Annotated in this window: 18 protein-coding genes; 14 read left to right on the top strand and 4 right to left on the bottom strand. The window is 44.4% G+C overall.

From position 1 onward, the window contains the following. Positions 1–246 precede the first annotated feature (246 nt). The 7 genes from IQ457_RS09405 to IQ457_RS09375 all read left to right on the top strand — a co-directional run bounded on the left by IQ457_RS09405 (position 247) and on the right by IQ457_RS09375 (position 9,913). Positions 247–2,115 (top strand): hypothetical protein, encoded by a 1,869-nt coding sequence (locus IQ457_RS09405; protein WP_200662954.1) that lies wholly within the window; start codon positions 247–249, stop codon positions 2,113–2,115. A gap of 318 nt (positions 2,116–2,433) precedes the next feature. Next, a complete protein-coding gene (locus tag IQ457_RS09400) occupies positions 2,434–4,542 on the top strand; it encodes an EAL domain-containing protein (RefSeq protein ID WP_200662953.1) in 2,109 nt (702 codons plus the stop codon). Between the two features lie 164 nt (positions 4,543–4,706). Further along, positions 4,707–5,162, top strand: coding sequence for a c-type cytochrome (locus tag IQ457_RS09395; protein ID WP_200662952.1), 456 nt, complete (start codon positions 4,707–4,709; stop codon positions 5,160–5,162). Positions 5,163–5,245: 83 nt separating this feature from the next. Continuing rightward, a complete protein-coding gene (locus tag IQ457_RS09390; RefSeq protein ID WP_242465402.1) occupies positions 5,246–6,205 on the top strand; it encodes an AAA family ATPase in 960 nt (319 codons plus the stop codon). A gap of 35 nt (positions 6,206–6,240) precedes the next feature. Next, complete coding sequence (locus IQ457_RS09385; RefSeq protein WP_200662950.1) at positions 6,241–7,317, top strand: hypothetical protein; 1,077 nt, start codon at positions 6,241–6,243, stop codon at positions 7,315–7,317. Next, positions 7,314–9,554, top strand: coding sequence for a transglutaminase family protein (locus IQ457_RS09380; protein ID WP_200662949.1), 2,241 nt, complete (start codon positions 7,314–7,316; stop codon positions 9,552–9,554). The genes IQ457_RS09385 and IQ457_RS09380 overlap by 4 nt, the downstream gene beginning before the upstream one ends. Positions 9,555–9,622: 68 nt before the next feature. Next, on the top strand, positions 9,623–9,913 hold the full coding sequence (locus IQ457_RS09375) for a DUF4031 domain-containing protein (RefSeq protein ID WP_144296597.1): 291 nt from the start codon (positions 9,623–9,625) through the stop codon (positions 9,911–9,913). Between the two features lie 62 nt (positions 9,914–9,975). Here the strand turns inward: IQ457_RS09375 and IQ457_RS09370 are convergent, their stop codons facing one another. Further along, positions 9,976–10,854: a LysR family transcriptional regulator gene (locus IQ457_RS09370; protein ID WP_200662948.1), complete on the bottom strand. Its 879-nt coding sequence runs from the start codon at positions 10,852–10,854 to the stop codon at positions 9,976–9,978. Positions 10,855–11,064: 210 nt separating this feature from the next. Here IQ457_RS09370 and IQ457_RS09365 point away from each other — a divergent pair, with 210 nt between their 5' ends. Beyond that, positions 11,065–12,189, top strand: coding sequence for an S-(hydroxymethyl)glutathione dehydrogenase/class III alcohol dehydrogenase (locus IQ457_RS09365; RefSeq protein ID WP_200662947.1), 1,125 nt, complete (start codon positions 11,065–11,067; stop codon positions 12,187–12,189). Positions 12,190–12,270: 81 nt separating this feature from the next. On the opposite strand, the gene IQ457_RS09360 is transcribed toward IQ457_RS09365, so the two are convergent. Continuing rightward, complete coding sequence (locus tag IQ457_RS09360; protein ID WP_200662946.1) at positions 12,271–12,519, bottom strand: DUF2164 family protein; 249 nt, start codon at positions 12,517–12,519, stop codon at positions 12,271–12,273. 29 nt (positions 12,520–12,548) lie between these two features. After that, on the bottom strand, positions 12,549–13,223 hold the full coding sequence (locus IQ457_RS09355) for a DsbA family oxidoreductase (RefSeq protein ID WP_200662945.1): 675 nt from the start codon (positions 13,221–13,223) through the stop codon (positions 12,549–12,551). Between the two features lie 341 nt (positions 13,224–13,564). Between IQ457_RS09355 and IQ457_RS09350 the strand changes: the two genes are divergently transcribed. The 6 genes from IQ457_RS09350 to IQ457_RS09325 all read left to right on the top strand — a co-directional run bounded on the left by IQ457_RS09350 (position 13,565) and on the right by IQ457_RS09325 (position 20,567). Then, entirely contained in the window at positions 13,565–14,257 is a 693-nt protein-coding gene (locus IQ457_RS09350) for a 2Fe-2S iron-sulfur cluster-binding protein (protein WP_200662944.1), read from the top strand. Further along, on the top strand, positions 14,254–15,246 hold the full coding sequence (locus tag IQ457_RS09345; protein ID WP_200662943.1) for an FAD binding domain-containing protein: 993 nt from the start codon (positions 14,254–14,256) through the stop codon (positions 15,244–15,246). Before IQ457_RS09350 ends, IQ457_RS09345 begins: the two co-directional genes overlap by 4 nt. Positions 15,247–15,248: 2 nt before the next feature. Next, complete coding sequence (locus IQ457_RS09340; protein WP_200662942.1) at positions 15,249–17,669, top strand: xanthine dehydrogenase family protein molybdopterin-binding subunit; 2,421 nt, start codon at positions 15,249–15,251, stop codon at positions 17,667–17,669. Positions 17,670–17,822: 153 nt separating this feature from the next. Further along, a complete protein-coding gene (locus IQ457_RS09335) occupies positions 17,823–19,073 on the top strand; it encodes an XdhC family protein (RefSeq protein WP_200662941.1) in 1,251 nt (416 codons plus the stop codon). After that, entirely contained in the window at positions 19,070–19,858 is a 789-nt protein-coding gene (locus IQ457_RS09330) for an NTP transferase domain-containing protein (RefSeq protein ID WP_200662940.1), read from the top strand. The genes IQ457_RS09335 and IQ457_RS09330 overlap by 4 nt, the downstream gene beginning before the upstream one ends. Before the next feature lie 187 nt (positions 19,859–20,045). Next, positions 20,046–20,567 (top strand): HdeD family acid-resistance protein, encoded by a 522-nt coding sequence (locus tag IQ457_RS09325; protein WP_200662939.1) that lies wholly within the window; start codon positions 20,046–20,048, stop codon positions 20,565–20,567. A 111-nt stretch (positions 20,568–20,678) separates the two neighbouring features. Here IQ457_RS09325 and IQ457_RS09320 read toward each other — a convergent pair whose 3' ends face one another. After that, on the bottom strand, positions 20,679–21,338 hold the full coding sequence (locus IQ457_RS09320; RefSeq protein WP_200662938.1) for a class I SAM-dependent methyltransferase: 660 nt from the start codon (positions 21,336–21,338) through the stop codon (positions 20,679–20,681). Positions 21,339–21,539 lie beyond the last annotated feature (201 nt).

Raw genomic sequence — 21,539 nt, 5'->3', positions numbered from 1 at the left:
TCACTTTCGAAGTTGAGAGTGGGGTTATTAATAGTAATTTTTAGTGATAAGTTTAAAAATTCTCATAAATAGGCACTGTTAAAGTACTCTGAGTCAAACTCATAAAGTGGTCAGTGAGCAGTCAATTTGAGATCTATGCCTAAATAGTTTGTGCCCGAGTGGTTTGTACTTAAGTGTCGTCGTCTATAAAGGTAAATTCTAGAGATAGACTTCTATTGATAGCCTACGCAATTACTAAGGATAGTAATGGTAAATTTATCGTCATTTCAGCAGTATTTAACAACGAATGCGCCCTTATCGCAACCATTGCCTAGATCGTTTAATAGCGATGAGCAGCATTTGCGCAAATGGGCTGCGCTGTTGCCCCTGCAAACAGAGACGCAGCAAATAGAGCAATTAGAACAAGTGCTTACAGAATTGCGCACGGCAAATATAGATGATCGACAACGTCTGACGCTATTTAATATTGTGCTGGATGCGGCCAATCAGCTGATTGCGCTGCTGCGCCAGCATTATATCTATGAGACGCAGGCTTTCAACGCTTATCAGTTGGATTATGTGGCACAAGTGAAGTCGCTGTACTATTTAATGATTATGGGTTACGACGGCGTTATAAAACGAGAGATTATTCTTTTAGCAGATAATGAGTCGCAATCAGCCATCAATCTGTGGCAGCGCTATTTTATCAATGACAAATCCTCGCCGATTACTTTGGCCATTGCAACCTATCAGACGCTGCTGATGTATCAAAAGTTACTGTTTGAAGAAGCGCTTTGCTATCAAAAGCCTACAGCGTCCTTATGGTCTAATATTAATCAGCTCTACTATATGGCTTGCCAACAGCGGACAGTGGATATTGATGTCAGTACTTATATCACCACCTACTGTGCGGATACTATCCATCAGTTATATGCTCAGTTATGTTTGCATAGCTTGTTAAACGTGCGTGCCATGCGCCGAGCCAATATCTTGATGGTACAGCGTTTGCTATTAGAGTGGAGTGAACACCTTATTATAACAGTAGAGCCGCAGACGGAGACAAAGGTGTTCGTCAATTTAAATAGTGACAGCGCACCGACGTATTTGACCGCCCATTGTGCGATCAATCCTTATGATGCCCATCATGATTGTGTATTTATCGAGTTAGCGGCGCTGGTCGCTCATTTGAAATCGCGTAGGGACACACTTATCGAGGAAGGTCGAGAAGGGGCTGAATATTGCTTGCTTAACACGGTTGCCATGACATTAAGCTATCGTTATATCCAGCCTCGCTTGACACTACCCATCAAGCAAAGTGCCAAACAAGAGGCTCACGTCATCACGCGATTCAATGACATTCATTACCGCGTCAGTAACCAGCAAAGCTTATCAAGTTTGATTGTCGCTAAAGTGCTGCCAGATTATCAGCAACCCCGCTACGATACCTTGCCAAAAAAACATGCCAACGATAAAGGGTTAGCGGTAGAGACATTTGACGGTAGATTTAATGATGGCGCTGTCAATAATGACGATTTTTCTATTTTTCGTACCTTGCGATTATTGCCCAAACCAAAAGAGCCCGTGGCAACGGCTGAGCATATGGCATGCAAAAACGTTCATTCATTTTTTGGCCCTGAGGCATCAATAAAAAGCGGAGAGACAAATGATACCCTCGAAAAAGACTATAGTCCTAAAGCAATAAAAGATATAGCAAGGATTGCTAATAATGATGTGCTAGATTCTATTGAACCGCCGTCACTGCGTATTATGAGTCTGTTCTTATTATGTCGTCCTCATCAATCAGCGTCACCTGACTGGTCAATAGGTGTGGTGCGTTGGCGTGAAATGGATAGCGAAAAGCCTGAAATTGATTGGCAAGTACTTGGTCATCAGCTCATCGCCTGTGGTATTCGTCTGCACAATAGAGACAATCGCAGTCGGCATTTTGTACCAGCGCTTGTCGTTGGGGGCGATGAGCAATTACAGACTGTTTGTAGTTTGATCGTGCCGACTTCCCATTTTCAAGTAGGAGATAAAGTCATGATGCGTATTGATAGCAAACAAAAAACATTGCGCTTGGTACGGCGTTTAATGATGAACGACGAGTTTAGCCAATATGAAGTGGTACAACTTTAAATAGTTACCCCACTCTCAACTTATTTTTCTAAGGTATTGGTTTACTTAGTTTTTAAAATTTCAGTTAAAACAATTAGAATTTTAAATTCTATAAAAATCAAAAGCCTACGATAAGTTGAGATTGGCGTATAGTTATCTATTAATAGCTTAGATAAGTTTAGGACGATCAATACTTAAGACTTGATCATAGGCTAAGTGAGTTTGGTTTAAGTTTGTTTAAGAGTTTATAACATCGCCTTGAGGTTGTAACTTAAGCAGCAGTCGATTACATTATTGTTTATAATGACAAAACCGCTACTACCATTTAAAAGGCTTCTTATGCGTACTCAGTCCATCCTAAACTTATTAGTAATCGATGATGACCAGCTTTATGCTGAGCGTATCGTCGACTTGCTAGGTTCATATTATGATAGTGTGAACTTAGGGTTTTTAGATGATAAAGAGGAGCTGCTAAAGGCGTTACGCCAGCCGTGGGATACCTTGGTGTTTGGGCAAGCTTATGATATGAACTTTACCGAGGTGGTCGGTATTGTCCAAGAGCAAGGTATTGATTTGCCATCGGTTTGTTTGATAAATAAAGATACGATAGCCAATGCTCATAACGAAGCGGGCTTACCTTCTATTTTAAATGGCACAATGGTCAAAGCGCTGAGCGCCGATCAAGAAATGGCAGTAGTCATGGCGATTTGTTTGCTCCATGACAACCTACGCAGTCGTCAACAGCTTAAAACTTTACAGCATGTCATCTCTGAAGCAGAGCAGCGCGCCAATGTGCTGATTAAAAACTCTAAAAGTGCCGTTGCTTATATCGATCAAGGTATTCATATTTTTGCCAATGACCCGTACTTACAGTTGTTTGGTTTTGAATCAATGAATGACATTATTGGTATACCGGTAATTGATTTAATAGCAGGCGGTGATAATGTCAAAGCCTTTAAGCAGTTTTTACGTCAATTCGATAAAGGCAACCGCAAAGACGTTGAGTTTAATTTTGAAAGTAAACGTACCGATGGCAGTACCTTTGAAGCAAAATTACAGCTTGCAGTCGCGACCCTTGATGGCGAGCCCGTTACCCAAATTATTATTCAGCAAAATAATGCCAACAGCGCCGACGTTGCCAAGCGTTTGGCAGCAGCCAAACGTAAAGATAGCTTAACAGGTATTGATAATCGCCTCGGTTTTGAATTGCAGCTGACTAAAGTGTATGAGCAAGCAAAACAAGGCGCTTTGACGGCAGGATTATTTTATATTCAACTCGATAATGTGGGTAAGATTAGAAGCAGCTTGGGTTTACAAGGTGTTGATACCACCGTACAACAAGTCGCGTATGCCTTAGATGAGCTAATGACAAATGAGATAGAGGGAAACAGCCATGTGAGTCGCTTTAGCGATACCGCTTTTACTATCTTGGTAGAAAATCAAAATACCGCTGCGCTTGAGAAATTGGCTGAGAAAATTGGTTCGACTATTAGTGACATGCTAATCGAGGTAGATAAACGGACGTTAAGTACCACGGCAAGTATTGCGATCGTGAAGATAGAAAAAAATACGCCAGAGCCAAAAGTGTTGCTTGAGCGGGCGCTAGATGCTATCAATCAAATTATGATTGAAACCTCCAATCACGGTGATAAATACCATCTATATGACGCCAGCGAACATGCCAATAGTGATGATCATGCCCTTGCTGAGTCTTTAGTCGATGCCATTGCTAATAATCGCTTTGAGCTGTCTTTCCAGCCCATATATGATATCAATCATGATCGTAGTGATTTCTTTGAGGTATATCTGCGTTTGCCACTAGCGGATGCAAATAATACAGTATTGACCCCCGACCAGTTTATGGCGGTGGCCAAAGCGCACAAGCTCCTTGAAAAAATTGACCGCTGGATATTGATCAATGCCTGTAAAAAAATCAATGACGTGCGTAAATCCCATCCAGATGCAAGGTTATTGGTACAACTGACCAATGCGTCGTTGATAGATAAAAAACTGCCGAGCGTCGCTAGTCAACTCATCAATGCTGTTGGTGGTAAAGCGGGCGCGTTAACCTTACAGTTTAACGAAAAAGACATTGCCGATCATTTGACTGTCGCAAAATCGCAATTTAAAGCGCTTAACCAAGTCAACTGCCTGCTGGGCATTAATAATTTTGGTTCCTCCGCTAAGTCAGTTGAGCTGGCGAATTTTGTGCAGCCTGATATGGTGCGCTTAGCCCGAAATTATGTCGAAGGCCTTGATAATCCAGAGAATTTAGAAACAGTTAAGTCGCTTATCATGCGTACCAATGAGATTAGCGTTGATGTCTTGATGCCATATATTGAAGATGCGGCGACCATGTCAGTCGCGTGGAGCGTGGGCGCACGCTACTTACAGGGTTATTATTTAGAAGCACCTAGTGATACTATAAAAATATCAAGCGAGAGCTAAGTCTAGGCAAATAATTTTTATCTTTACCACATAACCCATATTTAACGGTTAGCAACGATATATACTTCTACGCAGCGCTATGTGTGTTTGTCCTTTTTACCTTGTATTGTGGTTGAGGTAGACGCATACATAGCTCGTGCTTCTCAATTTAAGATTATTCCACCATGTTTATTATCAAAAGATACCCATTAGGCGCTGTATGTGCCGCTATGCTATTGCTCACCGCTTGTGAAAAAACGCCGCCTGATTATCGAGATCCGGTCACGCTGCCGCTTTACACTGAGGGCGATGCCGATAACGGTGCGCTGATATACCAAGATGCTTGCGGTCAGTGTCATCAGCTTAACCCAGGGCTCAATAAAAAAGGGCCGCAGCTGATGAATATTTATGGCGCAAAAGCCGCTGAGCTAGAGGATTATACTTATAGCGAAGGGCTTGCAACTTCAGGTTGGGTATGGGATGCCAAAACATTAGACACTTATATCGCTGATGCTGAAAAAGCCATGCCCGACTCAAAAATGCTGTCAGATCCGATGCCCGATAGTAAGGAGCGTACCGATGTGATTGCTTATTTATCAACGCTGCGGGCACCGGTACCAACAGTTGATGAAACAAAATAGCAGCAGTGCCTGATTGAGAAATACCTGACAGAGAAGTATTCTTTTTAAACCTATTTCATTAAAAAATGAGCCAAGAATCGATAATGAACCAAGCCACCAATGACTATCGCCATAATCAGCAAAAAATTGCTCAGTTAATGGCGCAATTAAATCAAATAGTGTTAGATAAACCCGAGGTGGTTAAACTGGCGCTCAGTGGTATTTTGGCAGGCGGGCATTTGTTGTTGCAAGATCTACCAGGTATGGGTAAAACGACGTTGGCGCAAGGCTTGGCGCAATTGCTTGGGTTGAGTTTTAGCCGTGTGCAATTTACCAATGATATGCTGCCAGCAGATATCTTGGGTATGAGTATTTTTGATCAAAGTCAGCAGCAATTCGAGTTTCGTGCCGGCCCTATCTTTACGCAGCTGTTACTCGCCGATGAGATCAATCGCTCTAGTCCCAAAACCCAAAGCGCGTTATTAGAAGCGATGGAAGAGCGGCAAGTGACGCAAGATGGTCAAACCTATCCATTACCGCAGCCGTTTTTTGTCATAGCCACCCAAAACCCATTGCAGCAAGCAGGCGTCTATCCATTACCTGAATCGCAACTGGACAGGTTTTTATTGTGTTTGTCGCTTGGTTATCCATCGCCTGCCGCTGAGCGCGAGCTGTTAAAGGGACAAAATCGCCGTGAATTATTAAAACAGCTTGGCGCCGTACTAGATACCGAGGCGGTATTATTGGCGCAACATGGGGTTAAGCAGGTTTATGTCGCTGATGTGGTGTTGGATTATCTGCAAAGACTGGTTGCAAAAACGCGTGCAAGCTTTGATTATCATGGTTTATCACCGCGTGGTGTGCTATCACTACAGCGTGCGGCGCAAGCCTATGCTTATGTATCGGGACATATGGAAGTGACGCCCGAAGATATTCAAGCGGTATTTGCGGCGGTCACTGACCATCGTCTTGGTCAGCGTTTCGTGCCTGCACACGTGACTGGCGGACAAGTCACACAAACTATCGCTCAACGTATATTGGCAGACGTGGCTGTCGTTATTTAATTGTTTGCATCTTTTATGGTAAGGATAGGGTAGTCATGAGTGTGTTGCCAAAAGCCTTAACCGTACCAGCTAGATCATTATTAAGCCGTTGGTTTGCCGCGCGTGCGCCCAAAAGCGATAATGCGACGCTGAATTTGCGTAACGTCTATATCTTTTTTAGCCGTGAAGGGTTGCTGTTTGCCGTTTTATTAATCATCACCTTTATCGCTGGTATCAACTATGGTAATAACTTGGTATTGGGGCTGTGCTTTTATCTCATTAGCGTCTGGCTCATTAGCTTTCATGTAACCTTCGCTCATATCTCGGGTCTGCAAGTCCGTCTGCTTGATGTCACCATGGCAGAAGCCGGCGCGCCTGTTTGGGTCACGTTGCAGCTGCGTAATGACAGCCGCCGACCAAGACGACAGTTATTATTTACCTTTGAGCAAGTTGCCTCTGAGCAGACTGAGCAAAAGCCTTATAAAAAAGCCGATAAAAACAACGATAACCAACATGAGATTAATGCTGATAGTCAGCTCTCAGTATTGGTCACGCGCCTACAAGACGAGCAAATCATTCGTTTGCCGGTGCAGACTTATCGTCGTGGGCAGTTGCAACTACCAAGATTAAAAATAAAAACCGTTTACCCCTTAGGGATTATGCGCGCATGGTCGTATGTCTATTTCGCCTGTAGCGCGTGGGTTTACCCAAAACCTGAAACCTTTGATTGGCAAGCACAATATGCCATTGCCAGTCCGGAGGATTTGCCGATAGGCGGGCAATATCGCCAAGGTCAAGACGACTTTGAGCGGCTTGATAACTATATCGAAGGCGAGTCGTTAGCACGCGTTTCTTGGGGTCACGTGGCGCGCGGCCAAGGGATGTTTACCAAGCATTTCGCTGATCCTGTTGGCCATGAGCAAACCTTAGACTATACTGATATGCCAGCGGCGCAGCATGAACAAAAACTGGCGCAAATGGCGTACGGGGTGCTGACATTGGGTGAACTTGGCGTCCCATTTAACATGCGCTTACCCAATGAGATAACGGTTAATAAGCATGCTACTGCAACGATGGGCGAAGGTGAGGCGTTTGCACAAGCCTGTTTGTTAAGATTGGCAAAATCACCATGAACAACTTCAAACACCATGCTGCAAATGAGACACAGATAAACCCTGCAAACTTTGCGCAATTGGCATTGGGGCAAAATATCAGTGCCCCTAATGGCGTGAGCAGCCATCATAAATGGACTCGCAAGCTACTTGCCTTGCCAGCCTATTATTGGGTATTGATTGCGCAAGTTATCGTTATTTTACCGCATGCAGCGCACTTGCCGTTATGGCTCATAGGTTTTGCGCTGGTCAGTATCATTGCCCAACTACCGCGTATTAAAGCTAAGTTTAAAAAACTGACGCATTTAAAACGTGTCTATCAAAGTATGCAAATGCTTGGCTTCTTACTTGGGCTTGTGGGCTTATGGCTGACTTATAACACGGCATTTGGACTGGATATGGGCGTGGCGTTTTTAGTGCTGTGCCTTATCAGTAAGCTGTGGGAGTTGTACAAGCGCCGTGACGCCTATGTGGTGCTCAATTTATCTTTATTTGTCCTTGCTTCACTGTTTTTGATGGATCAAGGCATTGTGACGACAGTAGAGGTAATCATCGGCGCGGTCATTGTATTGTTGGCATTTATTGCGCTTAACGATGATGGCAATACTCGCGGTGATGGTCGCCTGCGTACTTTGGGCGTGCTGGGTATTGGCGCATTGCCGCTGTTGGTTGTGCTGTTTTTATTCTTTCCACGCTTGCCGCCACTATGGTCAGTACAGCTCTCCGGTCAGCAAGCGACTACAGGTGTCTCTGACAGTATGTCGCCCGGCGACTTTGCCAATTTGGGTCAGTCGACTGAGCTAGCTTTTCGGGTAGAGTTTGCAGATAAGCGCCCGCCACAGCAGCAGCTTTATTGGCGTGGTTTGGTTTTTAGTAATTTTGATGGGGTCACATGGCGTCCCAGTCCGCAGCAACGAGAATGGCAACCCGCCCCGCAAATGCCAAATTGGATAGCGAATGCCTTAGCGACCGTTCCTGATGAGGTAAAAATTGCCCCGAATCGCTATCAAATTATCTTAGAGCCGACGCAGCAAAACTGGCTATTTGGCCTGGATTATCCTTTTGCCCAGCAGCAAGATATCAGTATTACCTCAAATTTTACCTTACGAAAAGATCAGCCGGTTACCCAGCAGCTGCGCTACGATGTCTTGCAGTTTGCGCCGATGCGTATCGACCCTGTACTGTCTGATGAGTCGCGCCGTCTCAATCTTGCACTGCCAAGTAGCGGTAATCCGCAAGCACGCCTACTGGCGCAGCAGTTATTTGCCCAGTCTGACTCGGATCCCGTGCGTTATATACAGGCAATCGAGCGCTGGATAAATCAAACCGAATTTCGCTATACGCTATCACCGCCACGTTTAAATACCAACCGTATTGACGATTTTTTATTTAACACCAAAGCGGGATTTTGTGAGCATTATTCTTCTAGCTTTACCTTTATGCTGCGCGCCGCTGGTATTCCTGCGCGAGTAGTGGCAGGCTATCAAGGCGGAGAGCCTAGTCGTAACGGTAACGTTTGGGAAGTGCGGCAAATGGATGCGCATGCTTGGACGGAAGTCTGGCTTGAGGGTCAAGGCTGGGTACGTGTCGATCCCACGGCTTTTGTCGCCCCTGAGCGCGTCGAGCAAGGCATGGATGCGCTGACACAGGCGCGAGGAGCGACAATGTTCGGCGATGGTGCTGGGGCACAAATCAGCTATCAGCAGTATCAAATGCTGCAAACCTTACGCCGTCTATCAGACCAAGCGAGCTATTATTGGCAAAAGGACGTCGTTGGTTACGATCAAGATAAGCAAGCTGACTCATTGCTTAAATGGTTTAATATTCGCTCAATCATGCAGCAAATCACTTGGTTGGCAGTAAGTGCCATTAGCGTTATGGCGATTCTTGTGTTTGTTATCTGGCAGCGTCGCCGCAAACGTTGGCATCCAGCAGACCTGCCACTTGCCCAACTCTCAAAACGCATCGCTAAAGCGGATAAGTCGCTTGCTCGTGATGATAGCGAAGGCCAATTGGCTTGGCTTGCGCGTTTGGCAAGCGTAATTGATGATGACAGTGGTCAAAATAGTAGTAAGCATAATAATGCCAGTAAGCTAACTGCTAGTGGTGATTCAAAAACTGTCCAAGTAAAAATTGAGCAGATTCAACAATACTATCGCAAGCTACGCTATGGCCGTTTAAGCACACTTGCAACCAGCGATAGCGAATATCAAACGGTGCTTAAACAGCTCAAGAAAGAGACAAGTGAATTGTTTTAATGGCTGTTTTGTGAAAGTGCTGTTTAGGGCGTGATAAATTTTTAGTAAAAATAAAGGAGTGGATTCATATGGCAATTTACGTAGATTTTATGCAAATAGAATTTAAAGGCTATAAATGGTGCCATATGCTAGCTGATACCTTGCAAGAGTTGCACGATTTTGCCGCATTGATTGAAGTAGATAAGCGCTTATTTCATCAAAACGCCAGCTATCCGCATTATGACGTCACCGTGCAAATGCGTAAAACCGCGCTTGAATATGGCGCTATCGCCGCCGATCGTAAAAAGATTATTGAGTGTGCAAAAAAGCTAAAAGTAGAGTTAAATGCTCAAATAGCTCGTGCTAAGTCGTCAAAATAAGATTTTTACTTAACTTACAACAATAAGTAGCCTTAATCCTAAATCGCCACTTTCAAGCTTTATTAAGATAAACGCTCTGCCAAATAGTCCACCAGCAATCTGATTTTTGGCGATAAATGACGATTGTGCGGATAAATCGCCCAAATTCCTTCCTCAGGCTCTCTGTAATTATCTAACACGCTAACCAGTGCACCGGACGCTAAGTGTTTTTGTACATAATAATCAGGTAGCTGCACGATACCCAAGCTTTTTAGTGCCGCATCGACTAGGCTGTGACCGCTGTTATATTGCACGCTGCCAGAGACGCGTAAGTTTATTTCCTTATCAGCGTTTTTATCATTTTCTATAAAGTGCCAATAATCCCGCGTACCAAGTAAGCAATTATGTTGTCTTAAGTCGACTAGAGAATATGGTACGCCGTACTTTTCTAGATAAGCGGGCGCGGCACAGACAAAATTGGTACGATGACTGAGTTTTTTTGCCATCATCGTTGAATCGCTTAATTTGCCAATACGAATCGCCAAATCATAACCACCCTCGATCAAGTCAATTTTTTGATTGCTCAAAAAAGCCGTCACTTCGATATCGCGGTATTGCACCATAAAATCATTGATAAGGGGCAATAACTGCTGTTCGCCATAGGTGACAGGCGCGGTCAGTTTAATTCTGCCTTGCGGTTTGGTTTGTAAGTTGCTTACGGCTTGTTCGGCCGCATCTAAGCCGTCAATCACACCGCGGCAATGCTGATAAAATACCCGACCTTCTTCAGTCAGCGATACCTTGCGCGTCGTACGATACAGCAATTTAATGTTAAGGCGTTTTTCTAAGGCGCTTATCTGCCGACTGACCTGCGCGGTTGAAATCCCCAATTCTTTTGCTGCTCGCGTAAAGCTTTCGTACTCCGCCACATAAACGAACTCGCTAATGCCATCCCAGCGCATGATTATTACCACTGTGTAAAAGATAATTGCAAATATAGCATATTGTTATCACAGCAGAAACAACTATAATGGACAGTATAAAATAAATCCTTTACAAACAGCTCAAATATAAACTGCTATAACTAGCGCTTGCCTCTATCAAGTAAGCGCTATAAGCTAAATTGGTCTGCAGCTAATAAACGATAAAATGAATTAAAAAGAGAGAATACTATGTCAGATAACTTTATCAAATCCAAAGCCGCCATTGCGTGGGGGCCAAATGAGCCATTGTCTATCGAAGAAGTGGATGTGATGCTGCCCAAAAAAGGCGAAGTACTGGTGAAAATTGTCGCCAGTGGTGTTTGTCACACCGATGCGTTCACCTTATCTGGCGAAGACCCAGAAGGTGTGTTTCCTGCGATTTTAGGCCACGAAGGCGGCGGTATCGTTGAGCAAATCGGTGAAGGTGTCACCAGCGTACAAGTCGGCGACCATGTCATTCCTTTATACACCGCAGAGTGCGGCGTCTGTAAAATGTGCCGCTCAGGTAAAACCAACCTATGCTCGGCGGTACGCGAAACCCAAGGTAAAGGCTTAATGCCAGACGGTACGACGCGCTTTTACAAAGACGGTGAGCCAATTTACCATTATATGGGTTGCTCAACCTTTTCTGAATATACGGTGTTGCCAGAGATTTCATTAGCCAAGGTTAATAAAGAGGCACCGTTAGAAGAAGTCTGCTTGCTCGGTTGCGGCGTGACCACAGGTATGGGCGCCGTCATGAATACCGCAAAAGTCGAAGAAGGTGCAACGGTTGCTATCTTTGGTTTGGGCGGTATTGGACTATCGGCGGTTATCGGTGCACAAATGGCCAAGGCCAGCCGTATTATTGCCATTGATATCAATGAGAGTAAGTTTGAGCTGGCCAAAAAATTGGGCGCGACGGATTGCATCAATCCAAAAGATTACGACAAGCCGATTCAAGATGTCATCGTTGAATTAACCGATGGCGGCGTTGATTATTCGTTTGAGTGTATCGGTAACGTCGATGTCATGCGCTCAGCGTTAGAGTGCTGTCATAAAGGTTGGGGCGAGTCAGTCATCATCGGTGTTGCGGGTGCTGGTCAAGAAATCTCAACCCGACCATTCCAGTTAGTCACAGGTCGCGTTTGGAAAGGCTCAGCATTTGGTGGTGTCAAAGGTCGCTCAGAGTTGCCAGGCTACGTCGAGCGCTACCTAGCAGGAGAGATTCCGTTACAAGACTTTATTACTCATACTATGCCGTTAGAAGATATCAACGAAGCTTTTGACTTGATGCATAAAGGTGAGAGTATTCGCTCTGTGGTGCATTTCTAGAATTATGCTTAGATAGCTAAGCTTTTTTAACGCTATTAAATAAAAATGCCGCTCCTATAATGGGGCGGCGTTTTTTTGTTTTTAATCTTTTTTAAAGCTGTGCATGTCTTCTAAAACGCCTGTAAATCTATCGTATAACCAAGGTTCAATATCGTCTACCACTTGATTGAAGAGAGGTGGTCCCAAGGTTTCGATGATAAAGTCTAATAAAAACTTCGCTGGCAGGTTGCCAATATCAACATCAAATTCCTCGCTCATATACTCTCTAAGCTTATCCAAAACAATTTCTTCTGCTTCGTCTGACAGCGTCAGTAATTTTTCTTTACTCATTAATCATAGTCCTATTAGCAAAGCTTTATTTACTCTTGCATGGCAGCCAATTGTTGTAAAATATTGACGTAATTATCTACGCCTTGCGCGCCGCTGACCAAATGCCGCTCATTAAAAATCATCGCTGGCACGCTTTGAATACCTTGCTGCTGCCAGTGGCGCTCTTCTGCGCGTACCTCTTTGGCAAAACGCTGATCCTCCAGCACAGCCAGCGCCTCTTCACGATTAAGTCCAACTTCCGCTGCGATATCAGCCAGCACCGTATTATCAGAGATGTTGCGACCATCGGTAAAGTGCGCGCTAAATAACGTCTGCTTTAAGTCATGCATCGGCTTTTGTCCTTGTTGACCTGCCCAATACAACAGCTGATGCAGATTAAAAGTATTGTGCATCCGCGTGTCATCGTTGAAATTAAATTCAAAGCCAACTTCATTGCCCGCTTGCGTCATTCTAAGGCGGCTCGCGTCTGATTCTTCCTTGCTCGAACCGTATTTTTCCATAATATGCTCACGTAAATTTTGTCCTGCGCTTGGCATATTGCTATTTAGCTCAAACGGATGCCAGTGTATTTCGTGCTCGGTATTAGTTTGCTTGAGCGCCTCCGCCAATTGACGATAACCGATAATACACCACGGGCAAACCACGTCTGAGACTATATCGATGCGCAGAGGTTTTTTGGATAGCGGTTGATTTGAGTTTTCCATATTTTTATACCTATTTTATTGATTATGTTCGATTTATTTATAGAAGGTTTTATAAAGGTGAATCCATATTAAGAGAATGAAAACGTGATTACAATGGTTGCTAAGTTACAGGTTCTATTAACGAGGTTAAGCAGTCAACCGCAGTTGTAAAGGAGATTTATCATAGAGTTAAAAGTTGACAAAAAAGTTTTTTCATCGCTATTTGCTTAAAAAAACTACACTGCAATGACTACAAATTAAAAACAAAGCGCTGTTTTTGATACGCCATAATGAAACGATTGACGCTGTTTAAGAGCGTGCACACTTATCTTTTTATGAATAACTGCCAGCGAGAAGCCAGCATGTCTACTTTGACCTTAACGATTAATAAGCAAGATTATCAGCTCAATAATCTTGATCCGCGCACGACATTGCTCGATGTCTGTCGCCAGCATCTACAAATTACCGGACCCAAAAAGGGCTGCGACCACGGTCAATGCGGCGCTTGTACCATGCTCATTAATGGGCGACGGGTCAATTCTTGCCTGACCCTTGCGGTCATGCACGACGGTGATGAGATTACGACGATTGAAGGCATTGGAATGCCTGAATCGCTCTCAGATTTACAGCAAGCGTTTAAAGACCACGATGCGTTTCAGTGCGGCTACTGTACGCCGGGGCAGATTTGTTCAGCCACTGCTTTGATTGAAGAGATTAAGCAAAACTGGCCAAGCTACGTGACCACTGATTTGCAAAATCCTGACGGCTTGCTGGTACAAGAAATCGCCGAACGCATGAGTGGTAATATTTGCCGCTGTTCGGCTTATCCGAACATTATTAATGCCATCTCGCAAGTCTTGGAAAATAACATAACAGATAAAGCTGTCTCTACTACTATAACTACAAAAAATACTATAACTACAAAAGGCTCAGATTCTGCAAGCGTTACCGGTATTTGGTCGCCGCCGCCTAGTGAGACACAGCTTAGTAAACCCTCGCAAAACAAGGCGTCACAAAATAAAAACCACAACGCCCAAGCAGGAGCTCACTCATGAAACGCTTTGACTATGTCCGTGCCGAGGCGCCTAAACAAGCGGCGACTGCTGCCAGCCCAAAAGATGCGTCATTTATCGGCGGCGGCACCAATCTTTTAGATTTGATGAAGTTTGAGATTGAAACACCAACCAAATTGGTTGATGTGACGCGCTTAGAGCTCGCGCAAATCGAAACCACGGCTGACGGCGGATTACGTATCGGCACGCTGGTGACCAATAGCGATCTGGCCGCGCATCCTGAAGTGATTGCCAATTATCCAGTATTGTCTCGTGCTATTTTGGCGGGCGCTACTGGTCAGCTGCGCAACAAAGCCACGACTGGCGGTAACTTTTTGCAGCGGACGCGTTGTTATTATTTTTATCAGACTGACAGTTCATGTAATAAACGCGAGCCCGGCAGTGGCTGTCCAGCGATTAACGGCGAGAACCGTACCCTTGCTGTTTTAGGTACAAGTGATGCTTGTATTGCCCAACATCCCTCTGATATGGCGGTGGCAATGCGGTTGCTTGATGCCGTTATTGAAACGGTGAAAGCAGATGGTTCGACCCGTTCTATTCCAGTCAAAGACTTTTATTGTCTGCCAAAAGACACGCCGCATATCGAAAATGTCTTGGAGAGTGGCGAGCTTATCACTCATGTTGTTTTACCACCGCCTATCAAAGGCATGCATACCTATGACAAAGTACGTGACCGCGCTTCTTACGCCTTTGCCTTAGTGTCTTGTGCGTCTGTCATAGAGGTTGATGATAATGGTAATTTGGCTACCGTACGTTTGGCCTTTGGTGGTATTGGGGTGATGCCGTGGCGTAATGAAGACGTTGAAGCATTATTAACGGGTACGGCGGGTGATGACGCTACGATCGCACAAGCCGCAGACTTATTATTAAAAGAGGCCAAAGGCAGTGGTCAAAACGATTTTAAAATACCACTGACGCGTCGCCTACTTAAACAAGTTATTCAGCGCGCCTTAGCGGGCGAGGGAGCATAATCATGTCATTATTGGACTCAGTATTGCCATCAGAACCTACCAAAAAAATGATGATGAATGAGCCTGTCGATTCGCTTTTTGACAAAACGGCAAGCAAGTTGGTCGGCAAACCGATCAACCGTGTTGATGGCTCGTTAAAGGTCAGCGGACAAGCGCCTTACTCAGCAGAATTTTATCGAGAAAATCAAGTTTACGGCGTTCTAGTTGGCGCGAAAATAGCCAAAGGACAAGTGGAAAATATCGATAGCAGTGCTTTAGATGGTATTTCTGGCATCATTAAAGTCGTAACCGATCCTAAGCATTTTTTGCGAAACTCACAGCAAGGCGGTGAGACCGAAGCACCAACCCAAGGCGCCAGCGAGATTTATTATCACGGGCAGCCGATAGCGGTAGTGGTTGCTGAGACTTTTGAAGCAGCGACAGAAGGCGCTAATGCCCTGAAAGTCACATATAAAAATGAGACCGAACAAGCGGCATTAAACTTTACCCAGGAGCTGCCAAGTGCTCATGACGTCAATGAGCAAAAGGGCTCAGATAAAAATTCTGTTACAGGCGACCCTGATAAAGGCTTAGCGGATGCAGAGGTGACTCTCGATCGCTTTTATCATACGCCAAGTCAAAGCAACTCGCCGATGGAGCCGCATGCGACGCTGGCTTATTGGGAAGACGATAAGCTCATCATGTATACCTCAAACCAAATGATTGCCTCTTGCAAGCAGCAAGTGATGGATGCTTTAGATCTAAAAAAGGATCAGGTGCAATTAATCTCTTATTTTGTTGGTGGTGGTTTCGGTAGTAAATTGGGTATCGCGCCTGAGTCGATTGCAGCAGCGATTGCGGCAAAAGAGCTTGGTCGTCCTGTGCTGATCAGTATGACGCGTCCGCAAGTGATGGAAGCAACCGTTAGACGCTCAAACACTCGCCAACGTATCGCCATTGGCTGCGATAAAGACGGCATTATCAACACCTTTATTCACGATACCGTTGGCAGTAATTTACCGGGTGAGGCATTTTTTGAGCCGACGGCGCTGTCGACCAAATATTTATACCGCGGTGAAAATCGCCGCGTGAATTATAAACAAGTAGACATGAATTACGTGCTTTCTGGCTCTATGCGCGCACCCGGTGAAGCGGTCGGTATGATTGCAGTTGAATGTGCGATGGATGAATTGGCCACGCAATTGAATATCGATCCGCTTGAGCTGCGCCGCCGTAACGAGCCTGAGCAAGACCCAAGCCAAGACATTCCGTTTTCGACACGGCAGCTGTTGGCTTGTATGGAGCAAGGGGCGGCGCAGTTCGGTTGGGAGCAGCGCAATCCCAAGCCTGCCAGTCAGTTAGAGGGTGATTGGTGGATTGGTACGGGAATGGCGGCCTCCGCTCGTGGTAATCAGTTAAAACTGTCAGAGGCGCGGGCGACACTGCAAGTTGACGATTCAAAAGCCCTTGGCGTTAATGCCATTATCGAAACTGACATGACCGATATCGGCACAGGCTCTTATACGGTTTTTTCCCAGGTTGCCGCTGATTTACTAGGCTTGCCGATAGACCATATCGAGATGAAGCTCGGTGATAGTGAGCTGCCATCAGCCTCAGGCTCGGGTGGTAGTTGGGGTGCAGCAAGTGCAGGTAGTGGTATCTATCTTGCCTGTGAGCAGCTGCGCGATATGTTGGCAGAAAAAGTCGGGCTTTATCCAGATACCATTCAGCTTGATAAAGGTCAGATCAAACAAGCAGGCGAGCATAACCCTAGCGTTACAGAAGCAGCGGTCGAAACGATTAAAGACAAAGCGCTAGACTTAAAAGATACAGTCGCTGAGAAAACGGGTCTAGCATTATCAGAGTCTGCTACCGAAAAATACGATTTTAGCAATTCTCAGTCTTATGCATTGGCAGATATTATTGCTGAATGCGATGAGCAAAAAATGAGCGCTAAAGGTCAAATCAAACCGGGTAAAAATGCCAAAAGCCATCGCCAAGCGTCGTTTGGTGTCAATTTCGCGGAAGTCGCCGTCCATAGAGTGACTGGCGAGATTCGTCTTAAACGCATGACGGGCGCCTTTGCTGCCGGACGTATTCTTAACCATAAAACCGCCACTTCACAATGCTACGGGGGTATGGTTTTCGGTATTGGTTCGGCGCTTATGGAGGAAATCATCCATGATAAGCGTGATGGTCGCCTATGCAATCATGATCTTGCTGAATACCATGTGCCGGTCAATGCCGATGTGCCGCAACTGGAGGTAATATTGGTCGAAGAAGATGACCCTTATACCAATCCCATGCATATCAAAGGGATTGGCGAAACCGCGATTTCTGGAGCAGCGGCGGCTATTGCTAATGCTATTTATAATGCGGTCGGTGTGCGCGTTTACGATTTCCCAATCACTCTTGATAAGCTGCTTTATGAGTTGCCAGAATAACTATTGTTGATAGTCGATATTAACGAATGGCTAACTGATGCTTGATATAAAAACCCGCTAGCGGCCATCACTAGCGGGTTTTTATAAGGCGAAATGCAATTTTAATCATTAAAACTGAAACTAAAATAAAAATAAATAGAGATAAGAGGCACTATGAATCAGGTCGCTGATATTCTAAAGCTCGCAGGCGAGGCGCAGCAGCAAAACATCGGTGCGGTGTTAGCAACGGTAGTACGTACCGAAGGCTCGGCCTATCGTCGGCCTGGGGCAATGATGCTTATCTGCGCTGATGGACGCTCGGTTGGGATGATTAGCGGTGGTTGCCTAGAACCACATATCATCAAACGTGCTTTTTGGTTGACGCGTCATGGCGCAAACGTGCAGGTTTATCAAACGGGTAGTGATGAGAGTGACGAGGCAGATGATGATAGTGAAAGTAATGGCAATGGAAATGGCGATTTAGAAAATGAGCTAAATTTCGGTTTGGGCTGTAATGGCAAGGTTCATGTATTATTTGAGCGTTTGACAGCCGCAAGGCCGTTTTTAGAAGTTATTCGTCATGTTCGTCGTAGCCAAAATCCTACAACGATAGCGACGTTAATTCGCGCAAATGATCAATACCATTTACCCATTGGGCTTCGGCTAGATCTAAAAGACTATATTGCCAACGAAAAAATAACTTTTGTCAGCGGTGCTCGTATGGGTAATCAAGCGTTCATTGAGCAAGCGAATATTTTTACTCATGAGATTGAAGGGTTAGTTAAAACTCTGTCAACGCATGTAGTTTCTAACAAAAATACCGAATACGTTGTCTTAAAAAACGGTGATATCACCACAGAATGGCTTATCCAGCGTCTACAACCACAGCACCGTTTGCTTGTTTGCGGGGCAGGGAATGATGTGATGCCGCTTGTGACCATGGCAAAATTACAAGATTGGCACGTCAGCGTTATCGATAGCCGCGCCCAGTATGCCACGCGGATGCGTTTTCCCGAAGCGGATATCGTGATGCCAGTCGCATTGGACGATAATGAGAAACTGCTCAAGCTCAGTCGTCATGCGGCGGTCGCGTTGATGTCGCACAGTTTGACTCAAGACCGTGCCCGTCTTTCGTTATTGCTTGCGCATTCGACTCATTATAAGTATCTTGGACAATTAGGCCCAAGTTATCGAACCGAGCGCTTGGTAAATGAGATTCGTGCTGTCAAAGACAATCCGGCAAGTTTAAGTGAGGGCGTAAAAAAACTCCATTATCCGATTGGTTATAAACTAGGCGGTGATGGCCCTGAAGCTTTAGCACTTGGCATCATGGCACAAATAAGCGCTGTCATGCACGAGCAAAATCCTGCTAATGATTTTTTAGATAATAATAGAACCATATCTGAAATATTGAGCGGTGTATGAAGAAAAGTGATTTAACGTCAAATAGCGCGGCATTACCAAATCAAAATTCTAGCCAGCAATCAAGCCATACCATTATTCTTCTAGCCAGCGGCCTCAGTCGTCGTCTTGGAGAGGCTAAACAGCTGCTTTATAAAAATGGCGTTCCTCTCATTAATCACATGCTACAACTGGCAGTAAGTACAAATCCGCAAGTTATTATCGTCGTTATTCCTAAAAATGAGGCATCGATAGCTAGTGAGGTAGCAAAACTAAGCGACACCCATTTACATATCAAGACTGTCATTAACCAAACGCCCGAAACTGGTATGGGACATAGTCTTTATACTGCTATTGAAGCCTTAACTTACTTTGTTAGTAATAAAAACTTTAATGATAAAAATTCTAATCATAAAACGGTTGAGCGAGTATTAATCATGGGTGTCGACCAAATTCTACTGGATCTTGAACATGCAAACGAGTTGCTAGCTGGTAAGCATCTAGTGGTTGCTAGCGCTTATGAGCCTTGGCAGCTTTTAGATACATTATCAAAAGATGACCATATTGAGCGTGGAGCAGATGCCAATCATGAGTCGACAAACCTTATCGTTGGTCTACCGTTAGTTATCGATTATCAGCTACTTAAACAATGGCAGCTTCATATAAGTGGAGACAAAGGCCTACGTCATTTAATCAGAGCGCTCTCGCCCAGTGAAATCAGGACAGTCTTCAATAAACAGCTGAGCTATGATATCGATACGCCCGAGCAACTTGCCTATGCCCGACAGCAGGGCTGGGTTGATAAATAATTTGATGCCAAGAATCGTTTGGATGATAGGCATATTACGCCTAAACCGTTAGTAGGGTTATAAGCATAATACAACGCCTGGGTACTGATGGTAACAGGATTACCTGAATACATTACTACCGTCATACAAGCCTGCCAATAATCTGCGATATCATTTGCGCATTATAAATATAAAATAAGGGTATCTTATGAGTCGTATATTGTGGCTAGTCGTTGGTATCATCAGTATTCTTGGCGGTATCTTTGCTTTTTTCAATCCGCTTAGCGCCAGTTTCGCTGCTGAACAACTGGCTGGGTTTGTATTTCTTCTTGTCGGTATCTTACAGTTTATTGCCCTGTTCCGTGCTTATACCACGACGGATAAAGTGCTAGCGGCCATTGGCGGTGTGCTTGGCATATTTATCGGTATTGAGCTGCTACAAAACCCGCTACAAGGTATTTTAACCTTGACCATGGTAATTGCTATTTTATTTATGGCAACGGGTATCGTCAGAGTGATGGTTGCTTTCGGTCTACGCAGAACCGTGGCTTTTGTGCCAATATTAATCTCAGGGCTTATCTCGATTACGTTGGCTATCATGATATTTACCAGCTATCCGCAGTCAGCAACCTATATTCTTGGCGTCCTATTGGCCGTTGAGCTGATATCTAATGGCATCTCATTAATCATGTATTCACGTGTGCAACCACCTTTGGTTAGACGCTTATAAATTTATAAACTTATAAATTACATTAATAATAAGTCATGCTATAAAATGCATAAAAAAGACGCCGTAAAATGGCGTCTTTTCTTATTATATAACCTATTAGTTTTCCAAAGCCTAACGCGAAAAGGTTAAAATATGTCCTTTAAAAGGTAGCTCAAGATAAGTGGTGTCCTCAGGTTTAACATGCTTACTGCTAAAACCAAATTCAACCATTTTATTGGTCAACTTGTTTTTGCGCCCGCGCCCAGGGTCAACGACAATAACTTCACAAGTTGGCAGTGCATGGCGCTCAATAAACTCCGCCAAGATATCGATATGCTGGTCTTCATACAGCAAATCGCTACCGATAATGATATCAAACTTGCCAAGATGGCTATTGTCTTCGGCCCAGTCTAAGCGCTCAAAGTTAATTTCTTTATTATTATTCAGCGTGGTATTTCTATCCAAAAAATACTCAACCGTCGGATGATAATCGGTCGCAGTAATATCGGCATGGCGATGGTTCAGTAGTAAACTTGATAATGCCATACCGCAGCCAACTTCCAAGATACGCTTGCCTGCAATGTCATAATCCAGCATATGATTGGCGAGTACCAAGCTTGATGGCCAAATCACGCCGAACATCGGCCACGACGCCGAGCAAATACCAAGGTCTAGCGCCTCATTGTCAGGGTCACTAAATTGTTGATTGTCGCGTAGGGTGCAGATATGAATGTCAGTATTGCCAATTTCAATCGTTTGATAACGTACGCGCACAGTGGTTAGCGAAGCCATAAACTGTCCTAAAAATAAGCAAGAATGCAAGGTTTGGCAAAAGTTGCCACGTTCAGGAATGTAGTTATTAATAAAGATGATTTAAAACATTGAAAATGTGAAGATGAGGAAAATCTAGCAATGGAAATTTTTTATTGAAATTATAAATTTAACGAAAAAAGTAAACAGTTGCTTATAATAATTATAATCTAACGTTTAAAC

It is taken from the genome of Psychrobacter sp. M9-54-1 (assembly GCF_016613355.1).
GTDB lineage: Bacteria > Pseudomonadota > Gammaproteobacteria > Pseudomonadales > Moraxellaceae > Psychrobacter > Psychrobacter faecalis.
This window is presented reverse-complemented; position numbering and strand designations above follow the sequence as displayed.